General features: G+C 45.4%; 17 protein-coding genes. 11 read left to right on the forward strand and 6 right to left on the reverse strand.

The genetic code is table 11. The features are described from left to right. Positions 1 to 165: 165 nt before the first annotated feature. The 10 genes from BC643_RS04600 to BC643_RS04645 all read left to right on the forward strand — a co-directional run bounded on the left by BC643_RS04600 (position 166) and on the right by BC643_RS04645 (position 10,144). A complete protein-coding gene (locus tag BC643_RS04600; RefSeq protein ID WP_120271982.1) occupies positions 166 to 1,161 on the forward strand; it encodes an AAA family ATPase in 996 nt (331 codons plus the stop codon). A 45-nt stretch (positions 1,162 to 1,206) separates the two neighbouring features. Then, complete coding sequence (locus BC643_RS04605; RefSeq protein WP_120271983.1) at positions 1,207 to 1,548, forward strand: four helix bundle protein; 342 nt, start codon at positions 1,207 to 1,209, stop codon at positions 1,546 to 1,548. 167 nt (positions 1,549 to 1,715) lie between these two features. Then, a complete protein-coding gene (locus BC643_RS04610; protein ID WP_245994860.1) occupies positions 1,716 to 2,540 on the forward strand; it encodes a DUF58 domain-containing protein in 825 nt (274 codons plus the stop codon). 3 nt (positions 2,541 to 2,543) lie between these two features. Then, positions 2,544 to 3,536 (forward strand): BatA domain-containing protein, encoded by a 993-nt coding sequence (locus BC643_RS04615; protein WP_120271985.1) that lies wholly within the window; start codon positions 2,544 to 2,546, stop codon positions 3,534 to 3,536. Positions 3,537 to 3,604: 68 nt separating this feature from the next. Beyond that, a complete protein-coding gene (locus BC643_RS04620; RefSeq protein ID WP_211337983.1) occupies positions 3,605 to 4,597 on the forward strand; it encodes a vWA domain-containing protein in 993 nt (330 codons plus the stop codon). 17 nt (positions 4,598 to 4,614) lie between these two features. Further along, a complete protein-coding gene (locus BC643_RS04625) occupies positions 4,615 to 5,643 on the forward strand; it encodes a vWA domain-containing protein (RefSeq protein ID WP_120274144.1) in 1,029 nt (342 codons plus the stop codon). Continuing rightward, positions 5,640 to 6,479, forward strand: a complete 840-nt coding sequence (locus BC643_RS04630; protein WP_120271986.1) for a tetratricopeptide repeat protein — start codon at positions 5,640 to 5,642, stop codon at positions 6,477 to 6,479. Before BC643_RS04625 ends, BC643_RS04630 begins: the two co-directional genes overlap by 4 nt. Positions 6,480 to 6,585: 106 nt before the next feature. Continuing rightward, entirely contained in the window at positions 6,586 to 8,409 is a 1,824-nt protein-coding gene (locus BC643_RS04635; RefSeq protein WP_120271987.1) for a BatD family protein, read from the forward strand. A 23-nt stretch (positions 8,410 to 8,432) separates the two neighbouring features. Beyond that, positions 8,433 to 9,182 (forward strand): tetratricopeptide repeat protein, encoded by a 750-nt coding sequence (locus BC643_RS04640; RefSeq protein WP_120271988.1) that lies wholly within the window; start codon positions 8,433 to 8,435, stop codon positions 9,180 to 9,182. Positions 9,183 to 9,277: 95 nt separating this feature from the next. Then, entirely contained in the window at positions 9,278 to 10,144 is an 867-nt protein-coding gene (locus BC643_RS04645) for an enoyl-ACP reductase FabI (RefSeq protein WP_120271989.1), read from the forward strand. A 52-nt stretch (positions 10,145 to 10,196) separates the two neighbouring features. Here BC643_RS04645 and BC643_RS04650 read toward each other — a convergent pair whose 3' ends face one another. From BC643_RS04650 to BC643_RS04665, 4 genes are all read right to left on the reverse strand, one after another. After that, entirely contained in the window at positions 10,197 to 10,673 is a 477-nt protein-coding gene (locus BC643_RS04650) for a hypothetical protein (protein ID WP_120271990.1), read from the reverse strand. 125 nt (positions 10,674 to 10,798) lie between these two features. Then, on the reverse strand, positions 10,799 to 12,253 hold the full coding sequence (locus tag BC643_RS04655) for an arylsulfatase (protein ID WP_120271991.1): 1,455 nt from the start codon (positions 12,251 to 12,253) through the stop codon (positions 10,799 to 10,801). Between the two features lie 111 nt (positions 12,254 to 12,364). Then, on the reverse strand, positions 12,365 to 12,946 hold the full coding sequence (locus BC643_RS04660) for an indolepyruvate oxidoreductase subunit beta (RefSeq protein ID WP_120271992.1): 582 nt from the start codon (positions 12,944 to 12,946) through the stop codon (positions 12,365 to 12,367). A 12-nt stretch (positions 12,947 to 12,958) separates the two neighbouring features. Next, positions 12,959 to 14,560 (reverse strand): indolepyruvate ferredoxin oxidoreductase subunit alpha, encoded by a 1,602-nt coding sequence (locus BC643_RS04665; protein ID WP_120271993.1) that lies wholly within the window; start codon positions 14,558 to 14,560, stop codon positions 12,959 to 12,961. 152 nt (positions 14,561 to 14,712) lie between these two features. Between BC643_RS04665 and BC643_RS04670 the strand changes: the two genes are divergently transcribed. Beyond that, positions 14,713 to 16,047 (forward strand): sodium:solute symporter family protein, encoded by a 1,335-nt coding sequence (locus BC643_RS04670; RefSeq protein WP_170154452.1) that lies wholly within the window; start codon positions 14,713 to 14,715, stop codon positions 16,045 to 16,047. Positions 16,048 to 16,067: 20 nt separating this feature from the next. On the opposite strand, the gene BC643_RS04675 is transcribed toward BC643_RS04670, so the two are convergent. Both BC643_RS04675 and BC643_RS04680 read right to left on the reverse strand, forming a co-directional pair. Further along, positions 16,068 to 16,661: a hypothetical protein gene (locus BC643_RS04675; protein ID WP_120271995.1), complete on the reverse strand. Its 594-nt coding sequence runs from the start codon at positions 16,659 to 16,661 to the stop codon at positions 16,068 to 16,070. Between the two features lie 10 nt (positions 16,662 to 16,671). Further along, a complete protein-coding gene (locus tag BC643_RS04680) occupies positions 16,672 to 17,163 on the reverse strand; it encodes an RNA polymerase sigma factor (RefSeq protein ID WP_120271996.1) in 492 nt (163 codons plus the stop codon). Between the last annotated feature and the right edge of the window lie 137 nt (positions 17,164 to 17,300).

Below are 17,300 nucleotides of genomic sequence, written 5' to 3' on the forward strand. Positions count from 1 at the left end.
TAAACTTAAAATTTAGAAGCCAGCACTTTCCAATCGTTCTGTTTTTATTAATTTTACAGGCATTTGCGCTGGTTTTTACTTAACAACTTTTAACAAAGTTATACCCTTTTTTGAACTAGTATGCACTAATTTCGTCAACCAAAATATAAAAATAGATCTAAAAATATGAATCAAGCAGTTGATATTCGTGAGCTCAATGAAAGAATAGAGAAAGAGAGTTCTTTCGTCGATTTGATCAGCATGGAAATGAACAAGGTGATTGTCGGACAAAAACACCTTGTTGAAAGTTTGATGATTGGTTTGTTGTCGGGCGGCCACATCCTGTTGGAAGGTGTTCCCGGGCTGGCAAAAACGTTGGCCATTAACACGCTGGCGAAGACCATTAGCGCTGATTTTGCCCGAATTCAGTTTACACCGGATTTGCTGCCCGCCGACTTGCTGGGTACACTAATATACAGCCAGAAGAATGAAGAGTTTGTGGTCAAAAAAGGACCGATCTTCACCAATTTCGTACTGGCAGATGAGATCAACCGTGCGCCCGCTAAAGTGCAGTCAGCTTTGCTGGAAGCCATGCAGGAACGCCAAATTACCATTGGCGACCAAACCTTCAAACTGGAGGAACCTTTCCTGGTAATGGCCACACAAAACCCGATTGAGCAAGAAGGTACCTACCCGCTTCCCGAAGCACAGGTTGACCGTTTCATGCTAAAAGTGGTTATCAAGTATCCGCAAAAAGAGGAAGAGAAACTGATTATTCAACAAAACCTGTTGAAGCAATTCCCGCAACCATCGAAAGTGTTGACGCCGGAAGCAATCATTAAAGCTCGCGACGTGGTAAAAGATGTTTACCTGGATGAGAAAATCAGTAAATACATCGTCGACATTGTGTTCGCCACCCGTAACCCGATCGAATACAAGTTGGAGAAATATGCCGATATGATTTCGTACGGAGGTTCACCACGTGCAAGTATCAGTTTGGCGCAGGCTGCCAAAGCATACGCTTTCATTAAGCGCCGTGGATATGTGATTCCGGAAGATGTGCGGGCTGTGTGTCACGATGTGATGCGCCATCGTATTGGGTTGAGCTACGAAGCCGAAGCCAACAACATTACAACCGAAGAAATTATTACAGATATTCTGAATACTGTTGAAGTTCCTTAGCGGAACAAATTCCAAAAAACAAGGAACAAAAAACAAAATCCAAACATGAACGAACTTGAAAACAGGTGCCTTCAATTTGCAATCGATATTCGATTAAGATTGAAAGTATTGCCCAGAAATACTTCAAACACGGAAGATTTCAAGCAAGTAGTCAGGTCTTCAGGTTCGATCGGTGCAAATTATATTGAGGCCAATGAGTCTCTAGGCGACAAAGACAAGCTATTCCGAATGAGAATTGCAAGAAAGGAAGCTAAAGAGACCATTTACTGGCTAACAATTTTAAAGAACACAAATCCTGATTTTGATAACGAGCTTCAAGATCTGGTTAGTGAAGCTGACGAGTTGAAAAAGATTATTTCAGCAATCATTAAAAAGCTAGATCACTAACCCCTTTTGAATTTTGGGATTTGACTTTGGGGTTTTGGTCATTGGAATTTGATTTTTGGAATTTATACCACGAGAAAAAGTAAAGTAGTTGAACTTATAATCAAGGTAGCTTGGAACATACAGAACTATTAAAAAAGGTCCGGAAGATTGAAATTAAAACCCGGGGATTGAGCGCAAATATTTTTGCGGGCGAATATCACTCGGCTTTTAAAGGACGCGGGATGGCTTTCAGCGAGGTGCGCGAATACCAGTTCGGCGACGACGTGCGTAACATCGACTGGAACGTGACGGCTCGCTACAACAAACCGTACATCAAAATTTTTGAGGAAGAGCGTGAGTTGACCGTGATGTTGTTGATCGACGTCAGCGGGTCGCGTGATTTTGGTTCATTCGAGAAATTCAAAAAGAATGTGATTACCGAAATCTCCGCGATTCTTTCGTTCTCTGCCATCCAGAACAACGATAAAATCGGTGTGATTTTCTTCTCGGAAACCATTGAAAAATTCATTCCGCCTAAAAAAGGGAAATCGCACATTTTGCGTATCATCCGCGAGCTGATCGATTTTGAGCCGGAAAACAAAGGGACCAACATTTCCGAAGCCTTGCGTTACATGACCAATGCCATCAAGAAACGTTGCACCTGTTTCATCATTTCCGACTTTATTCAAAGTGAAAACGAATTCGACAAGGCGCTGACTATCGCCAATAACAAGCACGATGTCGTGGCTCTCCGCATTTTCGACGAGCGCGAAGCCAGCCTGCCGCCAATTGGTATGATCAAGCTGAAAGATGCTGAAACCGGCGAGTACATCTGGGTGGACAGTAGCAGCCGGCAAGTGCGCGAAAGCTATGCGCAATGGTGGAAAGAAGCCAGTGCCAAACTGGATTGGTCGTTTAAGAAAAGCGGTGTAGATTACGCCAACATCAACACCAAAGAGGACTATGTCAGATCCCTGATGACGCTGTTTAAAAAACGGGGGTTAAAAGCATAAAGCATGAAAGGACTAAAAATTACGATATTATTGCTAGGGCTGTGCGGATTTTTCCAGGGAACATCCTTCGCTCAGGGTATCCGCGTAAAAGCAGTAATTGATTCAACCAACGTACTGATTGGTGACCAGTTTAATTTGCGGCTGGAATTGGAGCAGCCCAAGGATGCTCAAGTTGCTTTCCCTGAAGTTGGCGATACCCTCGCCAATGGCATCGAAGTGATGGCACAATCGCCATTGGACACCTTCAAACTGGACGAAAGCGAACAGCTAAAAATCATCAAAAACCTGACCATTACGAGCTTCGACACCGGACGCAACGTTGTTCCGTCCTTCAAGTTTAAACTGGTTCAGGACAATATGCAGCAGGATTTGGAAACCCTGCCCGCCGAGTTTTTCGTGCATGGAATGGAAATTGATACCACCAAAGGCCCGACCGACATCAAGCATCCGTATGCAGCTCCGGTGACCTTAGCCGAAGCTTCGCCCTACATTTTGGGTGCGATTTTGATTTTGGCCATTGCCTTCTTCATTTTCTACTACATCCAGCGCCGCCGGAAAAACAAACCGGTATTTGGTAAAGCGGCCAAGCCCAAAGAGGCACCGCACGTGATTGCCCTGCGCGAACTGGAGCGTATCAAAGATGAAAAACACTGGCTGGAACCGGCGGAAGTCAAAATGTTCTACAGTGATGTGTCTGACACCTTGCGTCAATATATTCAGGAGCGTTACAAAATCAATGCGATGGAGTACACGACCGAGGAAACAATGCAGGCTTTCAACAAACAAAAAGATCTCCTAGCAGATAAGTCGAAGGTTCAGCTAAAAGACATTCTCAGCCTGTCCGACTTGGTGAAGTTTGCCAAGTATCAACCTTCGCCCGACGACCACAACCTGACTTTGATGAATGCCTTCTTCTTTGTGAACGACACAAAGGTTGAAGAACGAAAGACGGAAGTTAAAGATGAACGCGAAGGTGAGGAAGTAGACATGAAATAAGTCTCTGCTTCAAACTTTTTGCAGAAAAAAATACATCACAACAATTTTCTAAGAATAGAAAGAAAAAGATGAACGGAATAACATTTAAAAATCCGGAATATTTTTACCTGCTGCTGCTATTGATTCCCATGCTGGCCTGGTACATTTTCAGGTTCAGAAAATCGGGAGCGAGCATCCGCTTTTCAACGATCTCCGGTTTTAGCAAAATCGGGAAAAGCTGGAAACACTATTTGCGCCATGCACCGATCTTCCTGCAAATGGCTGGTGTTGCCCTGCTGATCGTCGCATTAGCGCGTCCGCAATCTTCCAGCAGCTGGGAAAATTCAACAACCAAAGGGATCGACATTGTAATCGCGCTCGACATCTCAAGTTCGATGCTTGCCCGCGACTTTCAACCCGACCGTTTGGAAGCAGCCAAAAATGTGGCCACCAAGTTTATTGCCGGTCGCCCAAATGACAAGATGGGGCTGGTCGTTTTCTCGGGCGAAAGCTTTACGCAGTGTCCGCTGACAACCGACCACGCTGTGCTGATCAACCTCTTCCGCGACATTCAGAGCGGTATGATTGAAGACGGTACCGCTATCGGAAATGGATTAGCCACCTCGGTTGCCCGTTTAAAGGAAAGCACAGCCATCAGTAAAGTCATTATTTTGCTGACCGACGGTGAAAACAACCGCGGCGAAATTGCTCCGGTTACCGCAGCTGAACTTGCCAAAACATTCGGTATCCGCGTTTATACCATTGGAGTTGGAACCGAGGGAACTGCTCCCTACCCTGTTCAAACGCCTTTTGGAACGCAAATGCAAAATATGCCGGTGAAAATTGACGAGGAAACGCTGCAAAAAATTGCAGACATCACCGACGGTCAATATTTCCGGGCTACCGATAACGAGTCGCTTGTTAAAATCTACGATGAAATTGACAAGCTCGAAAAATCGAAAATTGAGGTGAAGGAATTCAGCCGGAAACAGGAAGAATACCAGCGGTTCGCCTTCTTAGGCGGTCTGATCCTGCTGGCCGGTCTATTCCTGAAAATAACCCTATTCAGAAACATTCCTTAAGTTGAAGAAAAATGGAAATGTTCAGATTTGCACATATTGAATACCTGTATTTACTGGCCATCATACCGATCCTGATCGTTATTTTCTCAGTCATCCGCATCCGCCGTAAAAAGGCGCTGGAGCGTTTCGGTCAAAAGGAAATCGTCGATCAGCTAATGCCGAATGTGAGTAACAGCCGCCCGGTGCTTAAATTCATTTTATGGATGTTCGCACTGGCATCAATTATTTTTGCAGTAGCACAACCGCAATTCGGCAGTAAGTTGAAAACTGAAAAACGGAACGGTGTGGAGTTGATTATCGCGCTGGACGTCTCCAACTCGATGATGGCCGAAGACATTCAACCCAACCGGTTGGAACGGGCGAAAAGAGCCATCTCCCGCTTAGTCGACAATTTGGATGACGACAAAATCGGCCTGATCGTTTTTGCGGGCGATGCTTACACGCAGCTGCCCATTACCACCGACTTTTCGTCGGCTAAGCTGTTTCTGAATTCTGTCAGTACGAACATTGTTCCGCGGCAGGGAACAGCCATCGGCGCAGCCATCAACCTGGCGGTAAGTTCATTCAGCCCGCAGTTTACGGGTAACAAAGCCATCATCGTTATTACCGACGGTGAAAACCACGAAGACGATGCCGTTGGAGCAGCTCAAGCCGCAGCGCAACAAGGCATCATCGTTCACACCATTGGGATGGGATTGCCGCAGGGAGCTCCGATTCCGGTCTATCAAAACGGACAAAAAGATTTCAGAAAAGATAAAAGCGGACAGGTTGTGGTGACCAAGCTCGACGAGAAAATGCTGCAAGAGATTGCCGCTGCCGGAAACGGCGTTTACGTTCGGGCCAACAATGCACAAGTTGGCCTAAACACCATTTTCAACGAGATAAATAAAATGGAAGGTGCCGAGATGGAGTCGCTGGTTTACGCAGAATATGCCGAACAGTACCAATGGTTCATCGCCCTGGCCCTATTCTTCCTGTTGCTGGATTATCTGGTTCTGGAACGGAAGAACAAATATTTGAAAAACATCAAAATATTTGGAAAATGAGACAACACAAGATAATCGATATCACTCTTTTAAGTTTTATGTTCCTCCTGATCTCAGTGGCAGTTCAGGCACAAAACGAACGGAAATTCGTTCGCATGGGGAACAAACTTTACGAACAAGCGCTGGGCGACACCACCAAACAAGACACAGCTGCTTATAGCCAGGCTGAAGTGGCGTATCGCCGGGCACTGGACAAACGCCCCGACGATCAGAAGTGGAACTTCAACCTGGGCGATGCGCTTTACAAGCAGCAAAAGTTCGACCAGGCGCAAAGTACCTACGAAGAAGTGGCCGAGAAGAGTGAAGATAAAGTGGAAAAAGCGCGTGCTTACCACAACATAGGCAACTCGCTACTGATGCAAAACAAGCTGGACGAAAGTATTGAAGCATACAAAAAAGCGCTGCGAAACAATCCGAATGATCTGGACACCAAGTACAACTTGCTGTATGCCATGAACCAGAAGAAAAAACAGGAACAGCAGCAGAAAAACAAAGATCAAAATAAAGATCAGAATAAAGATCAAGACAAGGACAAGGATAAGCAGGATCAGAATAAAGACAAGCAGGACCAGAACAAGGATCAAAACAAAGATCAGAATAAGGACCAGAACAAAGACCAAAATAAAGATCAGCAAAACCAGGATCAACAGAATAAGCAGAACCAGGATCAGAATAAGCAGCAGCAACAGCAGCAACCTCAGGAACAAAAAATCTCCAAAGAGAATGCGGAGCGTTTGTTGCAGGCTTTGCAAAACGACGAAGAAAAGATCCAGGAAAAAGTAAAAAAAGCACAAGCAGCGCAAGCAAAACAACGACAGACTGACAAGGACTGGTAACAATTGAAATATTAGTTACCAACTGCAGACTAAAAACACCGTTTTCACTGTTTCATGCTTTATATATTAATTTTGAAGTTGAAATAACCAACGCATAAGGAGTAAAATGATTAAGAGACTCATCCTTTCAATCTTATTTGTACTACCGGCTTGGTTCGCCTCGGCCGATAGTGTACGATTTAACATGACCGGCCCCAACGTAGTTTCGGTTGGCGAACAATTCCGTCTTTCTTTTACATTGAATGAGCAGGGTACCGATTTAAAATTACCCGATTTATCCGGATTCGACGTGCTCATGGGCCCATCAACCTCCCAAAGTACCAGCATCCAGATGATCAACGGGCAAACGACGCAAACCGTGTCGTTCTCGTACATCTATATTTTACGTGCAAAGACTGAAGGAACCTTCACCATTCGTCCGGCATCGATCAATGTTGACGGCAAAGTTTACGAATCGAATGAATTGGAAATTGAAGTTGTGAAAGGCCAGCCGCAAACGCAGCAAAGCCAAAGCAGCGGAAGCCAACAGCAACAACAGCAGGCCCCGGCAACAACCGAAATTACTAAGGACGATTTGTTTGTGAAAGTCGACCTGGACAAAAGCAATGTCTACAAAGGCCAACAGATTATTGCAACGGTAAAAATTTATGTGAGTCCTAGTGTTCCTATTACGAATTTCGAAGATGTAAAACTGCCTTCGTACGAAGGTTTCTGGACACAGGACATCGATATTCCCAACCAGATTACGTTCAATCGCGAAGTCTACAAGGGGAAAATTTACCAGGTTGGCGTGCTGAAGAAAACAATCCTGTTCCCGCAACAAACCGGAAAAATTAAAATCGATCCGTTTGAAATTACCTGCCTGGTTCGTCAGCAGATCAAACGCCAGCGCAGTTTCTTCGACGATTTCTTCGATAACTACCGCACAGTATCGGCCAAAGTAACCAGTGATCCGGTTTACGTGCAGGTGAAAAACTTACCGGCTAGTCCGGATGGCTTCTACGGCGGCGTAGGGGATCTGGATTTCTCGGCTTCCATCGATAAAACCGGTGCAAAAACCAACGAAGCAATTACCTTAAAACTGACCGTTTCGGGAAGTGGTAACCTGCGGTTGATTGAAGCGCCAAAAGTAGATTTCCCGAAAGATTTTGAAGTGTACGACCCAAAGACCAACGAAAGTCTGAAATCGACCAACAGTGGTTTGCAGGGAAGCAAGACGTTCGAATACCTGGTTATTCCGCGTTACGCCGGAGATTACACAATTCCTGCGGTGACCTTCTCGAGCTTCAACCCGGCAACTGGAACCTACAAAACAACGACATCAAAAGCGTTTGATCTGACGATTGAACAAGGCACCGACGATCAAAACACAACGGTGACCAGCGCTTACAATAAAGAAGATGTGCGTTTCCTTGGAAAAGACATTCGCTACATCAAGCAAAACCAATACAAGCTCCGCAGTACCGATAATTCATTCTATGGTAGCCTGGCTTTCTGGTTGTTATACATCTGCTCATTCGTTGTGGCGGTAATTGTTGCCATTGTCTACCGGAAAAAGCTGAAAGAAAATGCCAATATCCAGTTGGTGAAAACTAAACAAGCTAACAAAATGGCGCGCAAACGCCTGAAAGAAGCAGCAGCACACTTGAAACAACACAACTCGGAGCAATTCTACGAAGCGGTTCTGAAAGCATTCTGGGGTTATCTGAGTGATAAATTGAGTATTCCGGTTGCGAAACTAAACCGCGACAACGCAGCGATGACCCTTGCCCAACGCGGCGCAAGCAAAGAACAGGTTGACGAGTTCATCAAGATCATCGACACCTGCGAATTTGCCCGCTACGCACCGAGTGCTTCGGACGCAGCTTTGGAGGAAGTGTATGAAAAATCGGCCAACCTGATGGGTAAGCTGGACAAACAAATCCGTTGAGTAACCGAAAAAAGAAGACAATCATGAAGAAGTTCATTCAAACCATATTTTTGTTGGCATTGAGCCTGTCGGTCTTTGCACAGGATGCCCAGCTTGACAAAGCCAACCAACACTACATTGCCGGCGAATACGATCAGGCTATCGAGGCTTACAACGAAATTTTGAATGGTAGTAAAGAATCAGCCGAAGTGTATTACAACCTGGGGAATGCGTATTACAAGACCGGGAAGTACACGCAATCTATTCTGAATTACGAGCGTGCAAAACTATTGGCTCCCAACGACGAAGATATTCAGTTCAACCTGGAACTGGCCAATCAACACGTGGTTGATGCCATCGACCCGCTACCACAAGTTTTCTTTGTTCGCTGGTGGAACAACATCACCAACAAGTTCTCCATCGACCAGTGGGCGCGCATTAGCGTGGTTTCGTTCATCGTGTTCCTGATTTTGGCGGGACTATTTTTCTTCACCCAAAACGGCGTGATCAAAAGAGTTTCATTTTGGACCGGTATTTTAGTGATAGTTATTTCCATTTTTAGTTTTAACTTTGCCGCCCGGCATAAGAAGCGAATAACCGAGCATAATTTTGCCATCATCACGCAACCAAGCGTGACGGTAAAAAGCTCGCCTTCCGACAGTGGAACCGACTTATTTTTGATTCATGAAGGACTGAAGGTCGAAATCAAAGATAATTTGAGCGGTTGGATGGAAATTCGCCTGTCTGACGGAAACCAGGGATGGTTACCAGCAAACAGTGTTGAAAGAATTTAAAACGATGCCGGCCAAAGCCGGTATTTTTTTGTTTTACACCATATTTCAAAACCATTTTAAACGCGAGTTGTTTAAAGACTCATAAATTTAAAATCATGGCTTATAATTTACTAAAAGGTAAAAGAGGGATTATTTTCGGTGCCCTGAATGCTGATTCAATTGCTTGGAAAGTTGCAGAGCGCGCCTATGAAGAAGGAGCTACCTTCACATTAACGAATACATCCGTTGCCCTGCGTATGGGAGATACAGCTCAGCTCGCTGAGAAAACAAACTCGACATTGATCGCGGCCGATGCTACCAACGTAGCCGACCTGGAAAACCTGGTTGAAGAGTCGATGAAAGTGTTGGGCGGAAAAATCGATTTTGTGTTGCACTCAATTGGTATGTCTCCGAACGTGCGCAAAGGTCGTCATTACAGCGACCTCGACTACAACTACCTGGATAAAACACTGGACATTTCAGCAATTTCATTCCATAAAGTATTGCAGGTTTGTCGTCAAAAAGACGCCATCAACGAATGGGGATCTGTGGTAGCTTTATCGTATGTTGCTGCACAGCGTACATTCTATGGTTATAACGACATGGCTGATGCCAAAGCGTTGTTGGAGTCAATTGCCCGTAGCTTCGGTTACATCTACGGCCGCGAGCGCAACGTGCGTGTGAACACGGTTTCACAGTCACCAACTCGCACAACTGCCGGTAGTGGTGTAAAAGGTATCGACCGTTTGCTGGACTTCGGCGATCGTATGTCTCCGCTTGGTAATGCAACAGGCGACGAGTGTGCAGACTACTGCATCACTTTGTTCTCTGACCTGACCAAAAAAGTGACTATGCAGAACTTGTTCCACGATGGTGGTTTCTCATCAATGGGTATGAGCATGCGTGCACTGGAACAGTACGAAAAAGGTTTGGATTGCGATTGTGATTGCGGTCCTGCTGAAACAGAACACAAATACGACTAATCGTTCGATTTAAATAAAATAAAAAACGGAGCTGAATTTCAGTTCCGTTTTTTTATGCTTTTAAATAAGCAATGTCTTCTTCGTAATCGTATTGAAGGTCCTCATGAAGCTTACCAACAGTTGTGGTTATTTTCTGAAGCTGCCTCGCATACATATTTCGGATGATTGGGCTAGTGCTCATCGGGATCTTTTCCGTTCGCATCTTCCGGCAAAAGTAGATGAGCAGTTCAACCTCGGTTGTTTTTAGCCCCGAATATCGGATAGCCTGAGTCGTATCCTTCAGTATTTTCCGCAAGCTCTTTTTAATGAGATAGCCACTTTTTCGGTTCATACTTTTAAAGCCCAGATCAATCTCTTGCTTCACCGATTGGATGAAGCCTTCTTCATTTTCAGATTCAAACAACAGGTAGGTCAACAGTTCTTTGTTATCCTTTTTGAAGCGTGCCATCCGCAAACACAGCTCCTGCAACTGCTGCGGCAGGTAGTTTTTCAACTCGTCCCGAATTTCTTTAATTGACCGGCTTTCCATACACGAAAGAAAGCAAAAAATAAGCGACTGACAAAGTAATCAGTCGCTGTATACAGTCGCAATTTTATCCTGATCGGACAAAGCTGCCGGTAGTCTAATTATCCGAATACCGAATATCCAACAAGCTATTCAGTTGTTGAATGTCCTTCCATGCCAAAGGGGAATTCTGCAGATTCGGTGCGGGCAGCCCAGAGAATCTGTTGCATCTCTTCAACTACTTCCGGGTGTTCTGCTGCAAGATTGTGCTCCTCCCCCGGATCTTTCGACAAATCGTAAAGCTCGAGAGTTTGCTTCTCCGGATCGGAAACATTGTAGGACACATATTTCCAGTCTCCCTGACGAATGGCCTGACGACCTCCGTTTTCGTGGAATTCCCAATACAAATAGTCATGTTTCTTTTGGCCGGGTTCGTTCAGTAAGGTTGGCAAAAACGAAATCCCTTGGATATTGGTTGGCTTCCCGGCACCAACAAGCTCAGCAAATGTTGGCATCACATCCCAGAAAGCTGAAATCAAATCGGTTGATGAACCGGCTGCTATTTTATCCGGCCAGCGGGCGATCATCGGCTCCCGAATACCGCCTTCGTACAAATCGCGTTTGTAGCCTTTCAGCGGACCATTGCTATCAAAATAATCGGGATCAGCGCCACCTTCAATATGCGGCCCGTTATCTGAAGAGAAGATCACTAAGGTGTTATCGTCGATTCCCAGTTCCTTCAACTTCGCCATAATCTCCCCAACTTCGTCATCAAGCACCGAAACCATGGCCGCAAACGCGGCGTGGCATTCCTGCTGTGAACCGTAACCTCCGGTTCGGAAACGAGGACTTCCGTAATCAGCTCCTTCAAATTGTTTCTCGGGATCATATTTACCACGGAACTTAGCCAGGTATTTCTCCGGAAGTTTCAATTCAGCATGCGGAATCACCGAAGGATAGAACATGAAAAAGGTTGTATCCTTGTTCCGCTCCAAAAACTTCATGGCTTCTTCGTGAATCAACTCGGGAGCATATTCTTCAAACTGGTCATCAGCATTGCCATCCAACTCGATCATCGATTGGTTATCCCAAAGGTGCCCGGGGAAATAATTGTGAGCCAGTGTCTGACAATTGAATCCGTAAAATTCGTCAAATCCTTGTTTATTGGGATCGCCATCAGTATCAATGAAGCCCAAACCCCATTTTCCGAAAGCACCAGTCACGTAACCATTCTGCTGTAAAAGTTCGGCTACCGTAAATGCGTCGGCAGGCAACGGCAATTGCCCTTCAGGCTTGGTTCCAACGTTACCGCGGATCGGTGTAAATCCGGTCGTCTGCCCGGTCAGCAGCGACGAGCGCGAAGGAGCACAAACGGCACATCCGGCGTAGTGATTTGTAAAACGCATCCCTTCGGTCGCCAGCTTGTCAATATTTGGGGTTTCGAACTTTTGTTGCCCGTAGCAACTCAAATCGCCGTAGCCCAAATCGTCAGCGAGAATGTAAATGATGTTGGGTTTCTTTTCTTCAACGGTTGGTTTTGTGGCAGTTTGGCAGGCAGTAAACGCCAATAGCGCGACCAAACCGCTCAGGTAGTTTCTTTTCATTGTTTGTAATAATTTGATTTTGCAGTGCAGTGCCCTAAAGTTAGAAAAGAAATCCGGAAACAGGATTCCCGAACGGGCAAAACATTGGCGACAAAACGAATTCCAACTTCGTCAAACCGTTGTCAAAGCCACTTTTCGTCCCAAATGAAAAGCCTGCTTGTTAAATTCGACCACATCTTCTCCCTTGCCTGCAAAAACGGTTTCAATCCCCTTTTCGAACGACTGGACTGAGATATGCACAAAAGCAGACAAAGCACCCAGCATAATAATATTCGAAGACTTTGCGTGACCGATATCGCGGGCCAGATCGGTGGCATCTATTTTCAGCACTTTGGGTAGCTGATCAAGCGCCTCTTGAATTTTGCCGATTTCAGGGTAATTCGGAAGATTGGTAAACGGATCAGTATTGGTGATCAGGTAACCGTCTTTTTTCAGAAAAGGCAATTGTCGCAAGGCTTCCATTGGTTCAACCGCTAAAATCAGATCGGCCTGCCCGTGGTGAATCAAATCAGCATAAACGGATCGGTCCGAAAGGCGCACGTGCGATACCACAGCTCCTCCGCGCTGGCTCATGCCATGCGTTTCCGACTGTTTCAAATGAAGCCCTTCTTCGAGCGCTGCCAGCCCGATAATGGCTCCCATCGATAAAATTCCTTGTCCACCCACACCTGCTAAAATAACATCTGTTTTCATCGTCAATGTTTACTATTTCGTTTTATTCCGTTTCATTCTCCACATCGCCTTTTGCAAACACTCCCGCCGTGGGATAACCACCGAAACTCCTTCAAATTCAATCTCTTCCTTAAAAATCTGAACCATCTCCTCGTGATTCTTTTTTAAGGGCACAAAGACCCGAATGTGGCGGGTGTCGACACCAAGCCCCACACAAATAGTTTCGATAATATCCTTTGCAGCCGAATCCTGCCCTCCGGTCATCGACACTGATTGGTTATCGGAAATCACGATCAGCATATTGGTCTTTTCATTAACGGCGTCGAGCAATCCGGTGATTCCCGAGTGCGCAAAAGTGGAATCGCCCAACACGGCAATCGCCGGGAAAAAGCCGGCATCGGCAGCCCCTTTCGCCATGGTGATGGAGGCGCCCATATCCACACAGGTATAAATTGACTCGAAGGGCGGCAAAGCAGCCAGGGCGTAACAACCGATGTCGGAAAAAATATGCCCCGCGCCGTAGCTGGCAATCGCTTCATCCAATGCCTTGAATGCATCAACGTGTCCGCAGCCCATACAAAAAGATGGCGGTCGCGGAACGACGCATTCAGGCACTGAGAAAGGCTCATCGTAAATCACAGCTAACGCCCGCCCAACTTTATCCGTCGTCAACTCTCCCTGTCTGTCAATTGTTCCGTCGAGCTTACCATGCACCGGCTTTCCTTTCCCAAAGAAATCATGCAGTTGTTCCTCAACCAGCGGATAGCCTTCTTCCACCACGAGCAACTCGTCGCACAACTCTTCGAGTTTTCGGATGATTGACACAGGTACCGGGTATTGTGAGATTTTCACTCTTGGATACGGAATCTCAGAATCGGCGAAAACTTCCTGGAAATAGTTCCAGCCTAGTCCGCAACAAACGACCCCGAGGCTTTTATCTGCTCCATCCCTGAAAAAATTGTATTTAGACTGTTCGGCCCACTCTTGTAGCAGGTCTTGCTTTTCCAAAAGATGGCGGTAATTCTTCCGCGCAAAAATCGGAAGTAAGAGGAACTGTTTGCTACTCTGCGGTAACTTCAGGCTTTTGGGCTGAAGTACTTCGCGGCGGAGAACACCGGAACGTGTATGCGAAAGGCGGGTTGTCAGGCGAAGCATAACCGGAAGTTGGCTCTGCTCTGACAGTTGAAAAGCTTCATAAGCCATGTTGTAAGACTCCTGTTGGTTCGAAGGTTCCAGAACCGGGATCATTGCAAACTTCCCATAGAAGCGAGAGTCCTGCTCGTTTTGAGACGAGTGCATCCCGGGATCATCAGCCACTGCCAATACCAAACCTCCATTCACACCCGTAATCGCCGAGTTAATGAAAACATCAGCAGCCACATTCAATCCGACCTGTTTCATGCAAACCAACGCACGCTTGCCCGCGTAACTCATGCCCAAAGCCGCCTCGTAAGCCGTTTTCTCATTGGCCGACCAATTGCAGCGCACCTGCCGATCAAGAGCCTGTTTACTTTGCTGAATATACTCTGTGATCTCTGTCGACGGGGTACCAGGATAGGCATAAACGCCCGAAATACCGGCATCAATGGCCGCCTGCGCCACCGCCTCGTTGCCCAGAAACAGTTCCGGTTTCATAAGTCTTTCGGTTTGATTCTTTTAGAATTTAAGAAGATTTTCCTGCTTAAACAATGTTATTTATCAGAAGCGTTGCCACCGGAAAAAGGGAAGATAGCCGACAATTGTTATTTTTGTGTGTCTGTCCTGCGGGACACCCAGTAGAATTGACTATGAAGATTACCATTCTTGTTGTTTACGGACTTGTCCTGCTCGTCATTGGAGTTGTCTCGGCACTGAAAATTAAAACGCCTTCCGACTATTTTGTTGCCGGGAAACGAAACGGCGTTTTTCAGATTGCCGGAAGTTTGCTGGCTTCTATTTTAGGTGGCTCTGCCATTCTGGGTTCTGTTAATTTGGCGATTCACCAAAGCTGGGCTGCTGCCTGGTACCTGTTGGCGGCATCGGCCGGTTTGTGGCTGCTGTTTCCCCTGGTGCGCAAGGTTAGCAAGTTTGGCAAATTCACGCTGACCGACATGATCGGCCGTTTCTACGGAAATACGGCCCGCAAGTCAGCGTCGGTGATTATCCCGATGGCCTGGACGGGAATTGTGGCGGCACAAATCATTGCCGCGGCAAAAATCCTGTTCAGTTTGTTTGCGCTGCCTTATTCCGACGGCGTGCTTATCTCATCCGCGGTGTTCATTATCTACACGCTGATTGGAGGGCAAATCTCCATCCTGAAAACCGATTTTATCCAGGCGATTATCATTCTCGTCGGAGTTGCCTGTTCGGCAATATTTCTGGCGTTTACCCACGGGCCGCACACGAGTCCGATTGGCGACAGTTTCCCATTTAATCCGCACTTCGGAACAACTGATTTGCTTATTCTGGTTCTTACTTTTTCGAGCACCTTTGTGGTGGGACCGGATATTTATTCACGTGTTTTTTGTGCCCGCGACGAACGAACCGCCCGGCAAAGCATCGCCGTTGTTGCGGCAATCCTTATTCCGTTCGCATTCGTACTGACTTATCTTGGCGTATTTGCAGTTGAAAATCTCTCGTCAGAGCAATTGACACATTCAGTCGTCTTAGTCGATCTGATTGCACAATACCTGCCCGAATGGGTACTCGGCTTAATGGCTGCAGCGCTGCTCTCAGCGGTACTTTCTTCGGCTGATACCACCCTACTGACAGCCTCGATGATGGTGACTGAATTATTTCAGGAAGATATTGACAACAAAAAATCACTCAACACCACGCGAGTTTTTATTGTAGTCATTGGTGTGATCAGCATGCTGATCGCTTTGCAAATTACCTCCATCATTGGTTCCCTCCTGATGGCGCTTTCCTTTTATTCCGGGGCTTTCATTGTACCAATCATTGCAGCACTGGCGAACCTGAAGGTGAACAAAAAATTGAGTATCGTTGCCATGCTTGTAGGCGGTTTGTTTGCTTTAGGCGGAAAAATACTGGCATCAGTGTACGGCTTCAGTTGGGCCAACTGGATGATCGTTGGCGCCTTTATACTGAACTTTCTGATTTTACGGATACCGGAGAAACGCTAAACTTTTGTACGCAATATTGTCTATTCCTTGTATTCTCCCAAGTCTTCAATATCCTCGAGAATTCTATCAGATTTTTTCAAGAAGGCCATCAAATTTCTCCGGCTCAACAAAAGCATGAACACAGCCAGAAGCACGATAAAAAGTATCGTTTTAAAATCAAAATGAAACATATTCCATCCAATTAAAAGCGTTCCTGCTAAGGCAACCGGGCTCCAAAGAAAATTTAGTTGATACGACCGAACGAACATTTTCTTATAATCGTTGAGCTTTGCGGTTGATCCCAAAACAGTATCATTAACGATATCGATACTTTTCAATTTTCGGATTGCTGAAATAAAAAACCAGCTGGAGTAAACGAAAAATACGATCCAAAGTAAAGTTCCCAAAAGAACCGTCAAGTCAAAGTTCTCTGGTCGAAACTGTTCGTGAAACACGAACGCCAAAACAATCGGACCAATCACTAATCCATAATAATTCCGGTATTGCAGCCAATCTATTTTCTTCTGTGATTTCTGAGCCAATGTCTCCAATATCAACTTTTTATTCAGACTTTCAAGTGTATCCAACTTATTGTCATATTTTCTCCAAAGCTGTTCCAATTCTTTGTATTCCATAGTTTCCGATTTAATTGTTTGACAAATGATTTTTTAGTTTCTGTTTGATACGGTTTATTTTGGTCGCCACATTGGTTCTGCTTAAGCCGATAATCTCCGAAATATCATCATAGGAGTATCCTTCAAGCTGCAACATAATAATTGCCTTATCAACTTTCCCCAGGTGACCGATTGCAGCGTACAACAGTTCTGTTATTTCGTCCAATGTCTCCCCTGTTTCGATGCCGGGAACCCAGTCGGTATACTCAATATGATTTTTCTGATTAGAATAGTCCCGAAACCAAGAAATTGCAGTGTTTAATGCAACCCTATAAATCCAGGTACTTAACTTCGACCGCCCGTTAAAACGGGGATAAGCCTTCCACAAATTTGCGACGATCTCCTGAAAAAGATCACTTCGATCAGCCTCAAAACTGCAGAACATGCGGCTAACTTTAAAAATCAGTTTCTTGTTTTCTTCGACTAATTTCAAAAACTGATCGGTTAGTTTATCATCAATCATTGGTGATTTGTTTTTGAGCTATTAGTCGCAAAAATTGAAAGAAAAGTCACACCGAGGGATAATTTATTCGGAAAAACTACTTAAAATATTCAATGTTAATAACGAATAACTCAAAGTCTTTTGTCAAATAAGAAATC

The organism is Mangrovibacterium diazotrophicum (assembly GCF_003610535.1).
Taxonomy (GTDB): Bacteria; Bacteroidota; Bacteroidia; order Bacteroidales; family Prolixibacteraceae; genus Mangrovibacterium; species Mangrovibacterium diazotrophicum.